The organism is Algibacter lectus (assembly GCF_004368925.1).
Lineage (GTDB): Bacteria > Bacteroidota > Bacteroidia > Flavobacteriales > Flavobacteriaceae > Algibacter > Algibacter lectus.
In genome coordinates this window covers 637,259-658,008 of the sequence record NZ_SORL01000008.1, presented here as the reverse complement: position 1 = coordinate 658,008, position 20,750 = coordinate 637,259, and the positions used below count along the sequence as shown (strand labels likewise).

Below are 20,750 nucleotides of genomic sequence, written 5' to 3'. Positions count from 1 at the left end.
TGAAAACTTATCAACACGAAAACGTTTTCGTTAAGAATTTCGTAACCCACAATCACTGTTTAACAATTTCTTTTACATAATTTTAACACGAGAAGTGAAAGTATAAACAACTAATTTAGACATTATTTAAACTAATTTGTATGAAGACAACTATTAAAAGATTGTTGTTCTTTTTGCTATTTGCACCTACATTAATATTCGCGCAAAATAGAGTAAAAGGGACAGTAACAGAAAAAGCAACTTCTATTCCGCTTCCCGGAGTAAATGTCGTAATTAAAGGCACTGCAACAGGAACAGCAACAGATTTTGACGGTAATTTTCAAATTGAAGCCAAAAATGGCGACATATTTGTTGTTACTTACATAGGCTTCCAATCACAAGAAATCACCTATTCAGGACAAACAACATTAAATATTCAACTTAATGAAGATGCTGCACTACTTAACGAAATAGTAGTTATTGGGTACGGATCTACAACTAAAAAAGATGCCACAGGTTCCGTAGAAGCTATTACTTCGGAAGGCTTTACAAGAGGAAACATTGTAACTCCAGAAAACTTATTAAGCGGCCGCGTATCAGGTGTAAGTGTTACTACAAGTGGCGCTCCAGGTTCTGGCTCTCAAATTAGAATTCGTGGGGGCTCGTCTATAAACGGATCTAACGACCCACTTATTATTATCGATGGTTTACCAATAGATAACAATAGTGTAAAAGGATCTCGTGGAGTTTTAGCTAGTATTAACCCAAATGATATTGATTCTTTCTCTGTATTGAAGGATGCTTCGGCAACCGCTATTTATGGTTCTAGAGCATCAAACGGGGTTATTATTATTGTAACTAAAAAAGGTAAATCTTCATTTAGCGCTACTTATGATACGCAATACAGTTTTGGTGAAATCGCTAACCGTATTGATGTGTTTTCTGGAGATGAATACAGAAACCTTGTTGCATCGCAACCTCTTAACGGAACCACTTTAGACGAGAGTTTATTAGGCGCAACAAGCACAGATTGGCAAGATGAGATTTTTAGAAACACCGTATCATCTCAACACAACATCTCTATGCAAGGTTCTTTATTTCAAGCCATTCCAACACGTTTCTCTTTTGGATTAACCAACCAAGAAGGCGCTTTAATGACTTCGGAATTTGAACGTAGAAACTTAGGCTTAGCCTTAAACCCTTCACTTTTTAAAGATCATTTAAAAATTAATTTAAATGCAAACATGAGTTTTGAAGATAACCGCTTTGCAGATTCTGGTCAAATAGGCGCTGCATTATCTTACGACCCTACACAACCGGTTTACGATACAACATCTCCTTTTGATGGTTATTACCAACACCGCAACGGTACAACGGTTTTAAACGGAACGACAAACCCAGTAGCATCATTACTTCAAACTAATAATTCAGGAGATTCTAATAGAGTTTATGGTAACTTAAACTTCGATTATAAATTCCATTTTTTACCAGACTTAAGAGCGGTAATAAATATTGGTTACGATGAAACTAAGGCAAAAGAAATTCAATCTACATCGTACAATGTACCAACAAACGACCCAGTAAAAGGAAATACTTTACGTCGTTTTGAAAACAGAACCAACAAATTACTAGATGGTTACTTAAACTATAAAAAAGAATTTGAAAACTTCCGTACCGAATTAATGGCAGGTTACTCTTATCAAAAATTCACCTTTAACGGAAACGATACAGGTAACTTAAGAGATCCACAAACTTTTGCTAACACTTACGCAGATCCAGATGTGGTTTTAATTGGCTTTTTTGGTAGAGCCAACTTAACATTTTCAGAAAAATACTTAGTAACACTAACTTACAGACGCGATGGAACATCTCGTTTTAGCGAAGAAAATCGTTGGGGCAACTTTCCTGCTGCTGCTGTAGCTTGGAATATTAGTGATGAAGATTTTTTGAAAGATTCTAAAACCATTTCAAACTTAAAATTAAGAGCAGGATATGGTATTACAGGTCAACAATCTATTAGCGAAAAAGATATTTTCTTAAACAGGTATAGAGGCGGCGATGCTAACTCTCAATACCAGTTTGGGAACCAAGTGATCCAATCGCTTATTGCTTCAGAAATAAACCCAGATATTAAGTGGGAAGAAACAGCAACTATAGAGTTTGGTATTGATTATGGTGTTTTTGACAATCGCGTTTCTGGTTCGTTAAACTTCTTTCAGAAAAACTCTACCGATTTATTATTCTCTGCTGCTGTTGCCGATGGTACAAACTTTTCAAACAACATCATCCAAAATATTGGCGAATTACAAACTCGTGGTATAGAATTCTCGGTTAATGCCGATGTGGTTAAACAAAAAGACTTCACTATAGACTTCAATTTTAATGCAACATTTTTAGACAGAGAAATTAAAGAACTTGCCCAAGGCCAGGATGTTAAAACCGGTGGTATTTCTGGCGGTACAGGTAACAACATTCAAATCTTAAGCGAAGGATTTTCGCCTAACTCATTTAATGTTTATAAACAACTTTACGACACATCTGGAAATCCAATTGAAGGTGCTTATGTAGATTTAAATGGTGATAACGTAATTAATGAAGACGACCGTTATTTAAAAGAAAACCCAGGTGCAGACGCTATTTTAGGTTTTCAATCTAACGTGAATTATAAAAATTTCGATTTCTCTTTCAATATGAGAGCTAATTTAGGAAACTACGTTTATAATAACGTAAACTCATCGCGATCACAATACCAATTACTTCAAGATAATGCGGTGTTAGGCAACCTACCAACATCGGTTTTAGATAATAACTTTCAACGTACGGCAGATGTTATCATTTCTGATATTTATGTAGAAGATGCTTCATTCTTAAAAATGGATAACATTACTTTAGGTTACACTTTTCCTAATGTTTCTAAAAAATTAAAAAGCATTCGTTTATGGGCCGGAATTCAAAACGTATTCACTATTACAAATTATAGCGGATTAGATCCAGAAGTATCGGTTGGTACAGACCAAGGCATAGACAATAATATATACCCAAGGCCAAGAACTATTTTGGCAGGAGCTAATTTTAAATTTTAAAAAACACAACTATGAAACCAAGATTTAAAATACAAAATACCATTGGGATCGCTCTACTTTTATTCGCTACACTAACTTCGTGTACCGATGATTTAGATATTGTTCCTAATGACGATCAAACAGTATTAAGCGAAGAGCTTTTTACTAACGAAGCAGCTTACAAACAAGTGTTAGCAGGTATTTATGCCAACTTAGCACTTACAGGAACCGACGGAGCAGAGAATTCAAACCTTAAAAACATTGATGCTGGAACTAGCCAATTTGGACGTGTACTTTTATATGTACAAACATTATCGGCAGATCAAATGATTTGGTCTTACGAGAATGATCCTGGAGCTAGAGAAATTCAAAGAAATACATGGACAGCTCAAAACCCATTATTACTTGGTATGTTTAGTAGAGCACACCTTTCTATTGCTTTAGCAAACAATTTTTTAAGAGAAACTACAGACGCTAAACTAGATGCAAGAAACGTATCGACAACTACAAGAACCGACATTGTAGCTTATAGAGCTGAAGCTCGCTTAATGCGCGCCATGGCTTATTACTACATGATGGATATTTTTGGAAAAGCAAATTTCGTTACAGAAAATGATAATCTTAACTCGTTTCCTCCTGTATATGAAAGAGGTCAATTATTCGATTTTATTGAATCGGAATTAATAGCAATCGATACTGATTTAATAGATTCTAGACAAAACGAATATGGTCGTGCCGATAAATCGGTTGCTTATATGGTTTTGGCTAAAATGTATTTAAATGCTGAAGTTTATATTGGTGAGAACCATTACACGGAATGCTTAACCTATTGCGAAAAAATAATGGACGGTGGTTACACATTAGCACCTAATTATTTACACAATTTTATGGCAGACAACAACACAAACTCTGCTGTAAACGAAATTATTTTCCCGATAGTTTCAGATGGTACAACAACGCAAAATTACGGACCAACAACGGTTATGGTTAATGGCCAAGTAGGAAGTTTAGAAGAAAACGGACTAGAACTTGGTGTTAGTAAACCTGGTTGGGGTGGTGCACTTAGAATTAGAAAACAATTAGCTAATCTATTTGATGCTTCTTTTGCTGACGATGATAGAAATACTATTATCTCTGCAGATAGACCAATTGATATTACAGAAATATCCGATAAAGATACTGGATACATTATTGAAAAATATTCAAACGCAACCTCAACAGGAAGCGCTGGTGCCGATCAAACTTTTGTTGATACCGATTTCCCTTTATTTAGATTGGCCGATGTATACTTAATGTATGCAGAAGCACATTTAAGAGGCGGTGGCGGTACTATTAGTGATGCTGTTGGTTATGTAAATGCTTTAAGAACTAGAGCACACAACCCAAATACTATTTCTTCTGGAGATTTAACTTTAGATTTTATTTTAGATGAGCGCGCTCGTGAATTACACTGGGAAGCACACCGAAGACAAGATTTAATTCGTTACAATAAATTTACTGGTGGAAACTACAACTGGGCATGGAAAGGTAATGGAAGCAATGGTATCTCTTTACCATCACACTTTAATGTATATCCAATTCCAACCGGAAGTATTGCAGCAAACCCTAACCTTACTCAAAACACAGGGTACTAAAATTAAAAACAAATTAAGACCATGAAAAAATTTAAAAACATTTCAGTGTTTAGCATTATTGGTTTAGTTTTACTATGCCTGAGTTCTTGCGAAGACACCACTGATATATATTCTGTTTCAGAACCATCGTCACCAATTTTAGCCGATTTAAACTTCAGCCAAATTGAACTCGATGCAAACAATACAAACAACCCAGCTTTATCATTAAACTGGGTAGAATCTAATTACGGACAGCAAACAGCTATTAATTATGCTGTGCAATTTGCGAACGACGATGCTTTTACAACTCCTGTTACAGCATCTACCGTTACAGGCCGTAACAACCTAACATTATCTACTAGTGAAATAAATGCCGCTGCAGGTAGCGCAGGTTTAGACCCTTTTACTTGGGGTACTTTATACGCTAGAGTTGTAGCATCTTTAGGTTCACAAAGCAGTGAATCTATAGCATCAAATACAGTACAATTTGATGTATACCCATATTATAACTATGTATTTGATGATTACTATTTAGTAGGAAACGGTACATCTGCAGGATGGAATAACAACGCGAATAACCCACCATTATTTAGAGACGCTGCCAACCAAAACCTTTACTATTACACAGGATATTTTACAACACCTGGAGGATTTGATGAGGGTCGATTTAAAATTTTAGAAAGTAGAGGTTTATGGCAACCACAATGGGGTGTTACCCCAAATGAAGGTGACGATGTACCAGCAACAGCTGGCGATATTGCCGGAAACCCAACAACACAATCTGGAGACCCAGGACGTTTTGGAGTAGAAACAGCTGGTTACTATCAATTCAGCATAGATTTTTCTACTAAAAAATACACTTTAACACCTTACAGCACTACAGGAGCAACAAGTTTTTCTAGTATTGAAGTTCAAGGCTCAAGTACCACAACTACAGCTTTAACAGCATTAGCTATAGACACACATATGTGGTATGCAGCAGCTTTACATTTAACACCTGGAGACCTTACGTTTGTAACAAACACGGGATCTGCTTGGGGTGGTTCAACAGGATTTTCTGGAGTTGCTACAGATGGTGGCGAATCAATCCCTGTAATTGTAGAAGACGATTACGATGTTTGGTTTAATGACCTTACTGGCCGTTACATTCTTGTGCCTTTAAACTTATAATATTAATCCTTTTAATAGAAAAAATATGAAATTTTATATAACCAAAATAAGCTTTCTGTTGCTTTTGTCAACAATGCTTTTCGCGTCTTGCGAAACAGAAGAAAGCCTAACAATTACAGCTCCAGAAGCTGAGTTTGTTCTAAACACACCAGGTATTAGCACTGTGTTTTTAAATTTTGCATTGCCAGATAACCCTGCATTTACATTGTCATGGGAAGACGAGGTAACCGGAAGCAGTTCTTACACTGTTGAAATGGCGGCCGACGCCGAATTCACGTCGCCGTTCACTCTAGGTACAACCGAAGCGAAAAACTTCTCAATGACTGTTGCTGAGTTCAACAATGCCATTGCAAATTCAGGTGCAACAACATTTAGAGATGTGCCCGTTTACATTAGAGTTTCCGCGGGAAGCGAAATTTCTAATAGTATTTTATTACTAGCAACTAGATATCCAACCGATGCTCCTGTAATTTCTAGCCCTTTGGCTGGCGATACTTTTGTTTTATCTATTGGATCTGTTGACGACACGGTTTTAACTGTAAATTGGACAGACGCTGTTCTAGAATCTTCTTTAGGCACCGACATCAATTACATTATTGAAGCCGCTACAGCAGGAACTGATTTTGCAAGTCCTGTTTCTATTGGAACAACAACTAACGCAAGTACAGTATCATCAACACATTCAGAATTAAACGCAGTTGCTATTGGCATTGGTTTAACTCCTGAAGTTGCTGGCAACATGGATATTAGAATTGTGGCAAAAAACACAAATTCTGGTGGTAGTGAATTAACTAGAATTTCCGATGCTTTAACCATTTCTGTTACACCTTACCTTTCTGCATTCCCTAACTTATATGTTGTTGGAGATGCAACATCACCAGGATGGAGTAACGATAACAATAACACACCATTATTTAGAAACCAAGATGTACCAAACAACTATGTTTATGTTGGGTATTTTGGAGCAGGAGCTTTTAAATTATTAGAAACTAAAGGCGCATGGCAACCACAATGGGGAACAAATGATGGCGCTGCTCTAGCAGTAAATACTGGTAGCGGTTCAGACCCAGCAACATTTAATGTTGCTACTGCAGGATACTACTCGTATAATTTCACTACAGTCGGAGAATCTGGTAGCTTTACAGTAGAAGCATACGATGCTTCTGCAGCACCAACATATACTTCTATGGCTATTATTGGAGATGCTACACCAAACGGTTGGGACGGTGATAACGACACTAATTTTACTCAGGACACTAACAATCCACACTTATGGTACATTAATGGTGTAACATTAACAAATGGAGGTTTCATCTTAATTAGAGCAAATGATGATTGGGCAGATGTTTGGAGATATTCAGGATCTAATCAACTTTATGGTAAAGCTAATTTATCTGGTGACGGAGACAACATTCCGTTCAACGCAGAAACAGGCAGTTACGATTTCTGGTTCAATGACTTAGATGGTAGTTACAACATTATACCAAACTAAAATATTAAATCTATAAAAGAGGCTGATTTATATCAGCCTTTTTTTTCTTAAAAAAGAAGTTATTATAAAAACGACGCGTTCGTATATTTTTAACTAAAACCTTCTTTTACCACACTACAACTTAACTAAACACCAAAACAGATGAAAAAACTGTTACTATTTACGTTCTTGTTATTTAGCCTAACCACTATCTCGCAAGTTACTATTTCACCTAGCGCTTTCGAAGTTACAAGCCAAATAACCATTACGGTAAACCTCAGCAGCACGGCAACAGATTGCAATAGTATATCTGCACCAAGCAAAGTCTACATGCACTCTGGCATAGGTAACGACACCGATGCTTGGGGCATTAAAACCATAGGAAATTGGGGCGCTGATGATGGCATTGGCGAAATGACAAACAATAACGATGGCACTTGGAGCATCACTATAACACCATCCGTTTATTATAGTTTAACAAGCGAGCAACAAAGCGAATCTACCAAAATGGGTATGGTTTTTAGAAATGCATCTGGAAATCAAGAATTAAAAGCATCAGGTTGTGCCGATTTCTTTTTCGATATTGGTTCTTTTCAACTATTTTTAAACATGCCTACAAAAACAACAACTATTTTGAATGCTGGCGAAACGCTTCCTATTAATGCGACTTCTAGTACTGTGGCCAACTTTACACTTCTGGCCAACAATAACACAGTAGATACAGCTATTCAAACTACAACATATACTAACAATTACCCGGTAAACGAAACCACAACATTCGAATTACAAATTACGGATGGCACACAAACAGAATCTAAAACATTCGAAGCTATTGTAATTCCGGCCACTACAGAAGCCACTTTACCAAATGGGCTATTAGATGGTATTAATTATAATGAAACCGACAACACTAAAGCTACTTTAGTGCTTTATGCCCCGCTAAAAGAGTTTGTACATGTTATTGGCGACTTTAATAATTGGACGATAGATGATGCTTTTTTAATGAAGAAAGACAACAGTAAAGATCGTTTTTGGATAGAACTAACAGGGTTAACACCACAAACCAACCACATGTACCAATATATCGTTGATGCTTCTATAAAAATAGCAGATCCATATTCTCCAGTTATTTTAACAGAATCGAACGATCAATATATCAACGCAATAACTTATCCCGATTTACCAGCATATCCAACAGGAAAAACAAACCACAATATTACTTTATTAAGAACAGGTGATGCAGACTATAATTGGCAAGTAACCAATTTTACAGCTCCCGAAAAAACCGATTTAGTAATTTACGAATTACTACTTCGCGACTTTGATGCTCTACACAGTTTTGATGCTTTAAAAAGCAGACTAGATTATATAGAAAACCTAGGTATAAACGCCATAGAACTAATGCCATTAAATGAATTTGATGGTAACGAAAGTTGGGGCTACAACCCTTCATTTCACATGGCGCTCGATAAATATTACGGTACACAAAATGCTTTTAAAGCTTTGGTAGACGAATGCCACCGTCGTGGCATAGCTATTATTGTAGATGTTGTTTTTAATCATGCTTCTGGACAAAATCCATATTACAGACTTTGGAACACCGATAACGGTAATTACGGAGGAACAGCCTCTGCAGATAATCCGTTTTTTAACCAAACAGCAAAACATGCCTATAGTGTTTTTAACGATTTTAACCATAGTAAAACAGCAACTCGTGATTATGTAAAGCGTGTTACTCAATTTTGGATTGACGAATATAAAATTGATGGTTTCCGATGGGATTTAACCAAAGGATTTACTCAAAATTGTACTGAAAACAACGAGAGTTGTACTGGAAGCTATCAGCAAGACCGTGTAGACGTTTTAAAAGAATATGCAGATTACCAATGGGATAAAAAAGATGATTTCTATATTATTTTTGAGCATCTTGGTGGTATTACTGAGGAGAACGAATGGGCGAACTATCGCATAAATGAAGGGAAAGGTATCATGCTTTGGAACAATTTAAACGGAACTTATAGCGATGCAGCTATGGGATTTTTCACTGATGGAAAATCTAACTTCGGAAACGTTTCATATAAACAAAAAGGATTTGCACAAGCCACATCATCCGTAAGCTACATGGAAAGTCATGATGAAGAACGCATGATGTACAGAAACCTTAATTTTGGAGCAACCAACACTAATTACAATGTTAAAGATTTAAACACAGCCTTAAAACGTGTAGAAACCGCTGGCGCATTTTTCTTTACGGTACCAGGACCAAAAATGATTTGGCAATTTGGAGAATTGGGTTATGATATTTCTATAGACCAAAACGGCAGAGTTGGCAACAAACCTATCCTTTGGGAATACTTAAATGATGCTAACCGAAAATCTGTTCATGATACTTGGCGTAATTTAATTCGTTTAAAACTTGAAGAACCTATATTCAAAACCACTAATTTCGAGGTTGACACTAACAAATCTTCAGGATTAAAAACCATCCATTTAACACTGGATAGCGCTACAGAAAACGATATTAAATACATTACCATACTTGGTAACTTTGGTATTACAGCACAAAATATTACGCCTAATTTTCAGCAAACAGGTACTTGGTATAATTTGCTAGACAGAAACATGCCTATGGAAGTTACCAGCACCACGGCATCGATAACATTAAAAGCTGGCGAGTTTATTATTTTTGGAGACAAAACCTTTATTAATCCAGAAGATCTTGATAGCGACGGTGTTTTAAACACAAATGATACGTGTAGCAACACTCCAATTGGAGCTACAGTAGATGCTAACGGTTGTGAAATATTTAGTTTACCGGCCAACAACTTTAAACTACAAATTGGTAACGAAACTTGCAGAAATAGCAATAATGGTTTTATTGATATTTCCGCAGAAAAGAATCTAAACTATAGCGTTAAAATTACGGGCGACAACCTAAATAGTGACGATGCTTTTACAAGTAGTTTTATTAAAAACAATTTAGCTTCTGGTCATTATAATGTTTGTATTACTGTTGAAAATCAACCAGATTACGAGCAATGCTACAACATTACTATAACGGAGCCAGAAAATTTATCGGTACTATCAAAATCTGCAAATGGCAAGAAATTAGTTTCACTTAACATGAGTGGTGGTTCTCTTTATAAAATTACGCTTAATGGTATTACTATGGAAACTTCGAATTCTGAAATTGAACTTACTTTACAAAATGGAGAAAACAAGATTACCGTAGAAACCGATAAAATTTGTCAAGGTAAATTTGAAGAATCTATTTTTTATGGAGACGAATTAACGATGTTTCCTAATCCAATTTCAAACAACGAATTAAATGTTTACTTGGGCGAATTAAACAACGATAAAGCTATAGTAGAACTCTATTCTATTTTAGGAAAACGTGTTTACAACACTGAGACAACCACCAACACACTAAAAATAGATGCAACACCATTAGAAAAAGGCGTTTACTTATTAAAAGTGGTTACAAAAACAGCAAACAAAAGTTTTAAAATAATTAAGAACTAATGAAAAATTCACTTAAATATATCTTCGGAAGTTTCGTTTTATGTCTTTTCATTTTTAACTGTGGAGGCAATAGCGATGACGATGTTGATCCGGATCCAGTCAATGAAGTAAAAACACCAACTGCAGCAACTTTATCATTCCCTGAAGAAAATTCAGAATGCACCGAAGGTTCTAGCCTAACAAGTACAGAAAGTACTATTTTATTCAACTGGAATGATGCTCAAAATGTAACATCATATCAATTATTCGTTAAAAATTTAGACACGCAAACTACAAGCAATTACACAAGTTCGGTTTCAGAAAAAAGTGTTACTATTTTAAGAGGCACGCCATATTCATGGTATGTGGTTTCTAAAAACTCGGGAACAGAAACAGCACAAAGTAATACTTGGAAATTTTATAATGCAGGCGAAGCAACATCATCTTACGCTCCATTTCCAGCGGAATTGGTTAGCCCTGCTCTATCGGCTTCCTTAGCGGCTTCAACAGTAAATTTATCCTTAGAATGGTTAGGCGAAGATGTTGATAATGATATTACAGAATATGAAATCCTTTTCGGAACCGTAAATCCACCAACACAAACAGAATCAACTACTACAGCAAATAATGTTTCAGTAACCGTGACTTCTGGCAATACTTATTTTTGGCGTGTTATTACTAAAGATACTAATAACAATACTTCGGAATCTCAAGTTTTTGAGTTTACCGTTCAATAAATTCACCTAAAAAAAACACTTTGAAACTTGGTGATAATTTATATCAAGCTTCAAAGTGTTTCTTATTAAGTTGACTATTCTGAAAACATGCTTCTTTTGGGAAGTTATTTAATGATTAATTCGGTTAAAACAGGAAAGTGATCCGAAGGGTATTTCAAATCCACCAAACTCGATAAAACACCATATTTTTCAACTTCAATATTAGTTTTAGAAACAAAAATATAATCAATTCTACGAGTAACTAGTTTTTCAGTCTTAAAACCACTAAAAGTACCATTAGAGCCAAAAACTACTTTTGCTAAGCCTTTAGAATCGTCCATACTTTGGCTAAGTTTGGTAATTAACTCAGTGTTAGGTTCGGCATTAAAATCTCCCATTAAAACAACAGGCAAATTATTCGTGTTAAGCGCTTTTATCTTATCCTGAATTAGAGCAACACCCTGCAATTGCGCTTCGTGCCCTTTATGGTCTAAATGGGTATTAAACACCCAAAATTGTTTCTGAGTTTCACGATTTGTAAATAACCCGTAAGTGCAAATTCTTGGATGTGCTGCATCCCAACCTTTAGAAACCTGATCTGGAGTTTCAGAAAGCCAAAAAGTATTTTCATTTTCAACTTTTACTTTTTCTGAATTATAAAATATAGCCGAAAACTCACCTTTATTTAAGCCATAACGCCCAATTCCAATGGTTTTATAGTTTTTTAATGCCTGCTTTAAATCTAACATTTGATTTGGTTTCGCCTCCTGAACACCCATAATATCTGGTGCATTAAACAACACCTGCGAACACAAAAAAGTTTTTCGGTTTGGCCAAGCGTTCTCACCATCCGAAGCCACATCTAGACGGATGTTGTAAGTCATAACCTTAATAGTTTCACTCGTCGTTTTATCTTTAGTTATATTATTACAACTTTGAAAAATTATAAATAAAAGACAAATTCTAAGTGAATAAAGTTTCATGATTCGATATATTTATTAGTTCAAAACGTTAAGCTACAAGTTTTACTAACCAATTTAAAGATGTTTACAAAAACTTAAAACGCCTTTAATATATGGAGTAAAACAGCGTTGAAAAACAAAAAAGCTCCTCATTTCTGAGAAGCTTTTTAATGTGGAGAAGATCGGATTCGAACCGACGACCTCTTGACTGCCAGTCAAGCGCTCTAGCCAACTGAGCTACATCCCCGAAATATTATTTTAATCCGCGTAATACTAAAACAGGTAAGTTACTATGGAAATCTTTTTTAAGAATGGTATTTTTCTCCCATTTTTTAGCAAAGAAACCACGCTTACGGCGCACAACACAAAGCATATCTGGGTTGTGTGAACGGTAATGTTCTAACACCCCTTGAAACGTTGTAGCATTTCCACTTTTAGTAACACTACTAGATAAATCTTCTAGAACTTCGTTAACATCAAAATCACCATCGTTATAATGTGGCGTTTTTACTAATAGCAAATGTACATCTGCTTTAAACGTGTCTTTTATAGATTTTAACGGATTTAAAGCCCTTTTCTTTTTAATAATAGCCGATTTCATAGCTAATAAAACATTGGTAACAGGTTTAAACACATAACCTTCCGGAACAATAAGTGCCGGTATATTGGTTTGTTTTATAATTTTACCCGATGTTTTTCCTAAATAAACTTCATCTTTAATAGAGTTAGTTCTAGGTTCAACTAAAATTAAATCTACCTCGGCCGTTTTACAGGCTAACTCTAAAGTATTAATTAATTTTCCTTTTAAAACCTTTACAATAACTTCAACATTTTTAGTATCAATTTGCGATACCAAGTTATCTAAAAACGCTTTACTTTCACGTTGTATAACATCGTCTACCCTAATCATAGTTCCGGCTTTGGTATACACATTATAAACTTGTACTACAAAAAGTTTGGCGCCTACGGCTTCAGCAAAATCTACAGCGTACTGTAAATGGCTTTGTGCATTTTTAGACGATCCAACAGGAACTAAAATATTCTTCATAATAAACTGATATTATATATTAAATTTGCTGCTTTAAAGAAACAAAAGTAAACATTAAAAATGATTCGTGTAAGTGCAAAAACAAAATTGCATGGTAAATATACGAAAACCAAGATACCTCTCCTCTGTGAATACAAACATTAGTTTTAAGCACATCAACAAGTTAGCCGTACCAGCATTAATTGCAGGTATAGCCGAACCTATTTTATCAATTACCGATACGGCTATTATTGGTAACATCGATGGTAACGCCACAGAGTCTTTGGCTGCCGTTGGTATTGTTGGCACATTTATTTCAATGCTTATTTGGGTTTTAGGACAAACTAGAAGTGCTATTTCCTCCATAGTATCGCAACATTTAGGCGCTAACAAATTAGATAAAATTAAAAATTTACCAGCCCAAGCCATTTTTATAATCACCTTACTAAGTGTGCTTATTATATTTGGCACCTACCCTTTTGCCAGATCTATTTTTAAGCTATATAATGCCACAAACATTATTTTAGATTATAGCGTAGAGTATTACAGAATTCGTGTTTTTGGCTTTCCTTTTACACTATTTACAATGGCCGTTTTTGGTGTTTTCCGAGGTTTACAAAACACATTTTACCCCATGATTATTGCCACTATTGGCGCGTTTCTAAATATTGCTTTAGATTATGCTTTTGTGTTTGGTATAGACAATTACATACCAGCCATGGATATTAAAGGCGCGGCTTACGGTAGTTTAGTTGCTCAAATTACCATGGCCATTTTAGCAACTATTTACCTCGTAAAAAAAACCAATATTCCGTTAATACCCACTTTCCCTTTAAATAAAGAAATCGATAAATTGGTTATCATGATTCTTAACCTATTTGTCCGCACCTTGGCGTTAAATGTTACCTTGTATTTTGCAACACGTTTTGCCACAGGTTACGGACCAGCGCACATAGCAGCTTATACTATTTGTATCAATTTATGGTTTTTTGCCGCCTTTTTTGTCGATGGTTATGCCAGTGCAGGCAATATACTATCGGGTAAATTATATGGAGAAACGGCTTATGCAACGCTATTAAAACTAAGTAACAAACTTATTCGTTACGGTATAATTGTAGGTATTATGCTAGCTGTATTTGGAGCTCTTTTTTATTATCCGTTAGGTCGTCTATTTTCTAAAGACCCTGAGGTTTTATCTTTATTTTACAATAGCTTTTGGCTTGTATTAATTATGCAACCCTTTTGTGCTTTAGCTTTCATTTTTGATGGTATGTTTAAAGGTTTAGGTAAAATGAAATTTTTAAGAAACGTACTTTTATGCGCCACATCACTTGTTTTTCTTCCCGTTTTATTTTGGTTAGATGCACTAGGCTATAAACTTCATGCTATTTTTATTGCGTTAACCTTTTGGATTATAGCTCGAGGGATTCCTTTAATTATAAAATTTCGGAAAATATTTATTCCGCTGTCACAAAAATCTTAACTTTGGTCAAAATTTAAAACGAAGCAAACACCATGGATATTCTCTCATTTATAAGCGGAAACGGATTATTTCTGCTATTAGCCATAGTATTAATCGTTGTTTACGTAGTAAACCGTAGAAAAAGAAGATAATGGGCAATAACATTCGTATTACAAAAAAATTCGCTTTCGAAACTGGTCATGCTTTATATGGTTACGACGGAAAATGCAAAAACGTACACGGCCATAGTTACAAACTATCTGTAACCGTAATTGGCCAACCTATTTCAGATAGCACCAACGTAAAATACGGTATGGTTATCGATTTTGGCGATCTTAAAAAAATTGTAAAAGAAGAAATTGTAGATGTTTTTGATCATGCTACCGTTTTTAATAAAAACACACCACACGTAGAGCTAGCAAAAGAACTTGAAGCTCGCGATCACAACGTTTTATTGGTAGATTACCAACCAACAAGTGAAATGATGGTTCTGGATTTTGCAAAAAAAATCAAGAACCGTTTACCAAAACACATCAGTTTACATTCATTAAAATTACAAGAAACCGATAGCTCTTTTGCGCAATGGTTTGCTTCCGATAATATTTAGGGCGTTACCCAAAAGGGTCGGGCTTTCACTACTCGCTCCTCCTAAGGTCGGGAGCTCAAACACGCCGTTCAATCCCTAACGCGAGTATTTGCTGTACATGCAACTCAAGTTAATCGGGTGTTTTTAGAAATTTAATTTAAACTCATTTTTTTTATAAAACCAAATTCATTTTAATAGATAAAAGGTTTAAATCCAAAAAGATGCTTATTTTTACCTCGCTATATAATAATAGCCTGAGTTTCTTGTTATTATTTTAGACTAAAAACACCAGCATTGAAAACATCTTTTAAAACTATATTATCACTATTAATAGCAACTATTCTCGTAGTAAGCTGCTCGCGAAAAAAAGACAAATTTATTAATCGAAATTTTCACGCAGTTACCGCAGAATTCAACTCGCTTTACAATGGTTATAATGCTTTAGAAGAAGGACGAATAAGTTTAAACGATGCTTATTTTGATAATTACTGGGATGTTTTACCCATAGAGCGCATGCAAATTTCGGAAGAAGTGATGCTGCCTGGCCAATCTAAAAACGAAAATTTTTCGCGTGCCGAAGAAAAAGCTGTTAAAGCGATACAAAAGCATAGCATGAATATTAAGGGGAAAGAAATTAACCCACAAATGGACGAAGCTTATTTGCTACTTGGTAAAGCGCGTTATTTCGATCAACGTTTTGTACCAGCCATAGAAGCTTTTAACTACATACTTTACAAATACCCAGCCAGCGATAAAATAAACCAAGCCAAAGTATGGCGCGAGAAAACCAACATGCGTTTAGACAATAATGAGTTGGCTATAAAAAACCTAAAACGCCTTTTAAAACAAGAGCAACTTGAAGGTCAAGATTTAGCCGATGCTACATCTATGCTAGCGCAGGCTTATTTAAACACAAAATCTGTAGACAGTGCTATTACACAATTACAAATTGCATCGACATCAACAAAAAATAATGACGAGCGTGGCCGTTACCGCTTTATTCAAGGGCAACTCTATAATAAATTAGGTAAAAAAGATAGTGCAAACTTAGCCTTCGATAAGGTGATTGACCTGAATCGCAGAACGCCAAGAATCTACATGATTACCGCTTATCTCGAAAAATTTAAAAATTTCGATTTTGAAAATGGCAATAAATTAGAAGCTCAAGAATTGCTTACTAAACTAGAAGAAAACCGTGAGAATCGTCCGTTTTTAGATAAAATCTATCATCAAATTGGCGAATTTCATTTAAATAATGGTTCCGATTCTTCAGCAATGGCTTATTACAATAAGTCGTTACGTACCAATTCACCAGACAGATTATTAAAGGCAAAAAACTACGAAACCATTGGCGATATGTTTTTCGATAACTCGGAATACGCTACAGCCGGTGCTTATTTCGATAGCACCATGAGTAACTTAAAGCTAAATTCTAAACCATTTAGAGTTATAAAACGTAAGCGCGACAACCTAGAAGATGTTATTTATTATGAAGCTATCGCGAAAACAAACGATAGTATTTTACATTTAGTACACTTACCAGAAGCTGAAAGATTATCCCTGTTTGAAAGCTATGTAAGCAATTTAAAAGAACAAGCCGAAGAAGAAAAAGAACAAGCCGAAGCTGCCGAACGTAATGCAAACACGGGTTTAGTTACCGCTAACAACATACCCAGCGCAACCAATGCTGTTGGCGCTAGAGGCGGTTTACCTGGGCAAGCCGCTTTATTCTATTTTTACAACCCAACTACCGTAGCTTATGGTAAAAATGAATTTGTAAAAGTTTGGGGCAACCGTGCTTTAGAAGATAATTGGAGATGGTCTAGCAAAGGTAGTGTAGCAACTAGTACAAATGCTACTGGATCTACTAACGACCTGTCTGCTTTAGCATCAGATGAAGAACGATTTGATCCACAATTTTATATTTCTAAAATTCCTTCGGAAGAAAAAGAAATTGACAGTATTTCAAAAGAAAGAAACTACGCTTACTATCAACTCGGATTAATCTACAAAGAGAAATTTAAGGAATATCAATTATCAAAAAGTAAGTTTCAAAATTTACTAGAAAGTAACCCTGAAGAACGATTAATTCTTCCTTCTAAATATAATTTATATAAAATATATGAGCTTTTAGGAGAAAATGACGAAGCTTCAATTGCAAAAGCTGAAATTATTAAAAACTATCCAGAATCGCGTTATGCTAATATTTTGGAACACCCAGAATTGGTTTCAGACAAAGACGAAAATAGCCCAGAAAGTTTATACGAAGCGCTATACAACTTACATGAACAACAAAAATATGCCGAGGTTATTTCTAAAAGTGAAGATTATATTAAACGTTTTGATGGCGAACCTATTATCCCGAAGTTAGAACTTTTAAAAGCTACTGCAAACGGTCGTTTAAATGGTTTTGAAGCCTTCAAAACTGGCGTTAACCACTTATCGGTTACCTATGCCAATACCAATGAAGGTAAACAAGCCCAAAAGATAATTAACGAAGTGCTTCCAAAAATTGCAAATACCGATTTTGTTGAAGCCATAGATAGTGTCACTACACACTATAAAGTGGTTTTTCAGTTTAAAGATACGGAACGAAACAATATTCCTACCTTCAAAAAAGAGCTAGACAGTGTTTTAAAAGAGGTTAAATATTACCGATTATCATCGTCTGTAGATTTGTATAATCCACAAACAACCTTTGTTTTAGTGCATGGCATAAAAAACGAAGCCGTTGCCAAAACATTTAAACAATTATTAACCGATAAAAATAAAAAGAAGATTATTAAACCATTCTTCGTAATTTCATCGGCAAATTATCAAACCATTCAAATTCATAAAAATTTAGAGGCCTACTTAAACCCAAATAACCAATAACCCATACCACTATGTTTTCAGATAATAAAAAAAATAAAACCATGGCAGAAGCAACATCCAACCAAAATATAATAGCTAAAGGAACCACTATAGTTGGCGATTTAAAAAGCGAAGGCGATTTTAGAATCGATGGTACCGTAGAAGGTAACATTAAAACTCCAGGTAAAGTAGTTGTTGGAAAATCGGGATCTATAAAAGGATCTTTAGAAGGCACAGATGCTCATTTTGAAGGTGCTTTTTTAGGCAAACTCACTTTATCAGGTACACTAACATTAAAATCTACTGCAAATATTGAAGGTGATGTTGTTGTTGGAAAATTAGCTGTAGAACCTGGTGCAAGCTTTAATGTATCATGTGCTATGCAAGGGCATAAAAAACAATTGAAAGATGCCGGACAACAAAAAGCCATCGGATAAACGACTTAATCCGTTTATCAAGTTTTCATCTATTGCGCTCCAAATGGGTTTAACCATTTATTTAGGTAGCAAATTAGGCGAATGGCTAGATGTAAAATTCAATAACACCAACCAACGCTATTACAAAATAGTGACCTTAATTGCTGTTTTTATTGCCATGTATACGGTTATAAAGCAAGTACTTAATTTAACAAACAGCGATCAAACCAAAAACAAACCTTAATGATTAAGCGTATTTTAATTGTAGCCGCTATTCTTTTAGTTTTATTCCTAATAGCCTTCAATATTCAAAATTACTTAACCACCGAAACACTTTCGTTCTCGTTGCTTTCTGTATATCTCTTTCATTTAATAGCAGCCATTATAGTTTACGCTACTGTAGAATTTGTTGCAGAAAAATTACCGAACCAGGCAGGTTACGCCTACTTAACTTTAATGTTTTTCAAAATTGGGGCTTTTGTATTAATTTTTCAATCATCGGTTTTTGTGAACGATAATTTGACGCAAATGGAACGTATTGGATTAGTCATTCCATTATTTCTGTTTTTAATTACCGAAGCCATAGCTGTTTCAAAGCTCTTAAACAGTAAGTAATTACTAACTTTTTAAGAATTCTTTAAGAATTTTCTATTCTTAGAAAATCTAATAAAAAAAAGGCTTTACTTTTTTAAATTATTACTTACATTTGCACAAAATTTACAGAGCATAAATTTATTAGTTAGAAAAAGTATGGTGGTGGCAAAAAAATCTATCAATTTTATAGCAGTTTTAGTTTTAGCGTTGTTTTCTATATCTTCTTATGGAGATGATGCACAGCATAAACCTGGAAACAAAGTAGATACAGCAGAAGAAATTAATGAATATATTGCACATCACTTAAAGGATTCGCACGATTTTCATTTCTACACGCACAACGAATCTGGAACACATTACAGTTTTCCTTTACCAGTAATTGTTTGGACCAGCAATGGTTTAAAAACATTTATGTCGTCTGAATTTCATCATGATGATGCTGGGAAAGTAATCGTTAACAAAGACGACACTAAACTTGTAAAACTACACAGTAAAATATACGAATTAGAAAGCGGAGCTTCTTCAATTAATTTTGATGAAGATCACCACGCGACTAACGCACACAAGGTTTTAGATTTCTCGATAACAAAATCTGTTTTCGGAATGTTATTAACAGGTATCCTTATGTTATTAGGTTTTGGCGCATTAGCTAGAGGTTATAAAAAAGGAAAAACGATTCCAAAAGGATTTTCTAGAGTATTAGAACCATTAGTAATTTACGTTCGTGACGAAATAGCAAAACCAAATATTGGAGAAAAAAAGTACCGTAAATTTATGGGCTTCTTGCTAACCGTATTCTTCTTTATCTGGATATTAAATTTATTAGGTTTAACGCCACTTGGTTTTAACGTAACAGGGCAAATAGCTGTAACAGCTTGTTTAGCATTATTTACAGTTGTTATCTATATGTTTAGTGGTACTAAAGATTTTTGGGCACACACCTTATGGATGCCAGGAGTTCCTTATATATTACGCCCTATATTAGCAGTTATTGAGCTAGTTGGTTTTGTAATTATTAAGCCATTTTCATTATTAATACGTTTATTCGCAAACATTACTGCGGGTCACTTTGTTGTAATGAGCTTAATTGCATTAACAATTACATTAAAAGCATCTTTCGGACCTGTGGTTTCTACAGGAATGTCGTTAGCATTATCATTATTTATAATGGTAATTGAGATATTAGTAGCGTTTTTACAAGCGTTTATTTTCACGATGTTATCATCGTTATTTATTGGTATGGCTGTCGAAGAACACGACGATCATCACTAATAAGTAAAATGAAATGATTTCAATGAAAGTTGAAATCCAAAACAGAATTTGTTTAATTAATATTTA

Annotated in this window: 15 protein-coding genes and 1 tRNA gene; 13 read left to right on the top strand and 3 right to left on the bottom strand. The window is 34.9% G+C overall.

Translation table 11 applies throughout. The features are described 5' to 3' along the window. Nucleotides 1–140 precede the first annotated feature (140 nt). The 6 genes from DFQ06_RS11250 (at nt 141) to DFQ06_RS11225 (ending at nt 11,533) form a co-directional block, all read left to right on the top strand. Nucleotides 141–3,062, top strand: coding sequence for a SusC/RagA family TonB-linked outer membrane protein (locus DFQ06_RS11250; protein ID WP_133967764.1), 2,922 nt, complete (start codon nt 141–143; stop codon nt 3,060–3,062). A gap of 11 nt (nt 3,063–3,073) precedes the next feature. Then, entirely contained in the window at nt 3,074–4,675 is a 1,602-nt protein-coding gene (locus DFQ06_RS11245) for a RagB/SusD family nutrient uptake outer membrane protein (RefSeq protein ID WP_133967762.1), read from the top strand. Nucleotides 4,676–4,696: 21 nt separating this feature from the next. Next, nucleotides 4,697–5,824 (top strand): SusE domain-containing protein, encoded by a 1,128-nt coding sequence (locus tag DFQ06_RS11240; RefSeq protein ID WP_133967760.1) that lies wholly within the window; start codon nt 4,697–4,699, stop codon nt 5,822–5,824. A 25-nt stretch (nt 5,825–5,849) separates the two neighbouring features. Beyond that, nucleotides 5,850–7,316, top strand: a complete 1,467-nt coding sequence (locus DFQ06_RS11235) for a SusE domain-containing protein (RefSeq protein WP_133967758.1) — start codon at nt 5,850–5,852, stop codon at nt 7,314–7,316. 141 nt (nt 7,317–7,457) lie between these two features. Then, complete coding sequence (locus DFQ06_RS11230) at nt 7,458–10,817, top strand: alpha-amylase family glycosyl hydrolase (protein WP_133967756.1); 3,360 nt, start codon at nt 7,458–7,460, stop codon at nt 10,815–10,817. Then, entirely contained in the window at nt 10,817–11,533 is a 717-nt protein-coding gene (locus DFQ06_RS11225; protein WP_133967754.1) for a hypothetical protein, read from the top strand. Before DFQ06_RS11230 ends, DFQ06_RS11225 begins: the two co-directional genes overlap by 1 nt. 104 nt (nt 11,534–11,637) lie before the next feature. On the opposite strand, the gene DFQ06_RS11220 is transcribed toward DFQ06_RS11225, so the two are convergent. The 3 genes from DFQ06_RS11220 to DFQ06_RS11210 form a co-directional block, all read right to left on the bottom strand. After that, nucleotides 11,638–12,495, bottom strand: a complete 858-nt coding sequence (locus DFQ06_RS11220; RefSeq protein ID WP_133967752.1) for an endonuclease/exonuclease/phosphatase family protein — start codon at nt 12,493–12,495, stop codon at nt 11,638–11,640. Between the two features lie 152 nt (nt 12,496–12,647). Beyond that, nucleotides 12,648–12,721 (bottom strand) — tRNA-Ala (locus DFQ06_RS11215). Between the two features lie 6 nt (nt 12,722–12,727). Then, nucleotides 12,728–13,522, bottom strand: coding sequence for a universal stress protein (locus DFQ06_RS11210; RefSeq protein ID WP_133967750.1), 795 nt, complete (start codon nt 13,520–13,522; stop codon nt 12,728–12,730). Nucleotides 13,523–13,649: 127 nt separating this feature from the next. On the opposite strand from DFQ06_RS11210, the gene DFQ06_RS11205 reads away from it, so the two are divergent. The 7 genes from DFQ06_RS11205 to atpB all read left to right on the top strand — a co-directional run bounded on the left by DFQ06_RS11205 (nt 13,650) and on the right by atpB (nt 20,684). Next, on the top strand, nt 13,650–14,984 hold the full coding sequence (locus tag DFQ06_RS11205; protein ID WP_133968023.1) for an MATE family efflux transporter: 1,335 nt from the start codon (nt 13,650–13,652) through the stop codon (nt 14,982–14,984). 130 nt (nt 14,985–15,114) lie between these two features. After that, nucleotides 15,115–15,570 carry a 6-pyruvoyl trahydropterin synthase family protein gene (locus DFQ06_RS11200; RefSeq protein WP_133967748.1) on the top strand — a complete coding sequence of 152 codons (456 nt, stop codon included), beginning with the start codon at nt 15,115–15,117 and terminating at the stop codon, nt 15,568–15,570. 273 nt (nt 15,571–15,843) lie between these two features. Then, complete coding sequence (gene porW, locus DFQ06_RS11195) at nt 15,844–18,423, top strand: type IX secretion system periplasmic lipoprotein PorW/SprE (RefSeq protein ID WP_133967746.1); 2,580 nt, start codon at nt 15,844–15,846, stop codon at nt 18,421–18,423. Nucleotides 18,424–18,434: 11 nt separating this feature from the next. Further along, on the top strand, nt 18,435–18,839 hold the full coding sequence (locus tag DFQ06_RS11190) for a bactofilin family protein (protein WP_074936463.1): 405 nt from the start codon (nt 18,435–18,437) through the stop codon (nt 18,837–18,839). Further along, entirely contained in the window at nt 18,811–19,062 is a 252-nt protein-coding gene (locus DFQ06_RS11185) for an AtpZ/AtpI family protein (protein ID WP_042500736.1), read from the top strand. The genes DFQ06_RS11190 and DFQ06_RS11185 overlap by 29 nt, the downstream gene beginning before the upstream one ends. After that, nucleotides 19,062–19,433 carry a DUF6168 family protein gene (locus DFQ06_RS11180; RefSeq protein WP_042500732.1) on the top strand — a complete coding sequence of 124 codons (372 nt, stop codon included), beginning with the start codon at nt 19,062–19,064 and terminating at the stop codon, nt 19,431–19,433. Before DFQ06_RS11185 ends, DFQ06_RS11180 begins: the two co-directional genes overlap by 1 nt. A gap of 135 nt (nt 19,434–19,568) precedes the next feature. After that, complete coding sequence (atpB, locus tag DFQ06_RS11175) at nt 19,569–20,684, top strand: F0F1 ATP synthase subunit A (protein WP_074936466.1); 1,116 nt, start codon at nt 19,569–19,571, stop codon at nt 20,682–20,684. Nucleotides 20,685–20,750: the final 66 nt, after the last annotated feature.

Coding starts and splice junctions, on each gene's coding strand:
- DFQ06_RS11230 (WP_133967756.1), top strand. CDS start 7,458: ATGAAAAAACTGTTACTATTTACGTTCTTGTTATTTAGCCTAACCACT.
- DFQ06_RS11200 (WP_133967748.1), top strand. CDS start 15,115: ATGGGCAATAACATTCGTATTACAAAAAAATTCGCTTTCGAAACTGGT.
- atpB (WP_074936466.1), top strand. CDS start 19,569: ATGGTGGTGGCAAAAAAATCTATCAATTTTATAGCAGTTTTAGTTTTA.
- DFQ06_RS11210 (WP_133967750.1), bottom strand. CDS start 13,522: ATGAAGAATATTTTAGTTCCTGTTGGATCGTCTAAAAATGCACAAAGC.
- DFQ06_RS11180 (WP_042500732.1), top strand. CDS start 19,062: ATGATTAAGCGTATTTTAATTGTAGCCGCTATTCTTTTAGTTTTATTC.
- DFQ06_RS11185 (WP_042500736.1), top strand. CDS start 18,811: ATGCCGGACAACAAAAAGCCATCGGATAAACGACTTAATCCGTTTATC.
- DFQ06_RS11240 (WP_133967760.1), top strand. CDS start 4,697: ATGAAAAAATTTAAAAACATTTCAGTGTTTAGCATTATTGGTTTAGTT.
- DFQ06_RS11250 (WP_133967764.1), top strand. CDS start 141: ATGAAGACAACTATTAAAAGATTGTTGTTCTTTTTGCTATTTGCACCT.
- DFQ06_RS11235 (WP_133967758.1), top strand. CDS start 5,850: ATGAAATTTTATATAACCAAAATAAGCTTTCTGTTGCTTTTGTCAACA.
- DFQ06_RS11190 (WP_074936463.1), top strand. CDS start 18,435: ATGTTTTCAGATAATAAAAAAAATAAAACCATGGCAGAAGCAACATCC.
- DFQ06_RS11245 (WP_133967762.1), top strand. CDS start 3,074: ATGAAACCAAGATTTAAAATACAAAATACCATTGGGATCGCTCTACTT.
- DFQ06_RS11220 (WP_133967752.1), bottom strand. CDS start 12,495: ATGAAACTTTATTCACTTAGAATTTGTCTTTTATTTATAATTTTTCAA.
- DFQ06_RS11225 (WP_133967754.1), top strand. CDS start 10,817: ATGAAAAATTCACTTAAATATATCTTCGGAAGTTTCGTTTTATGTCTT.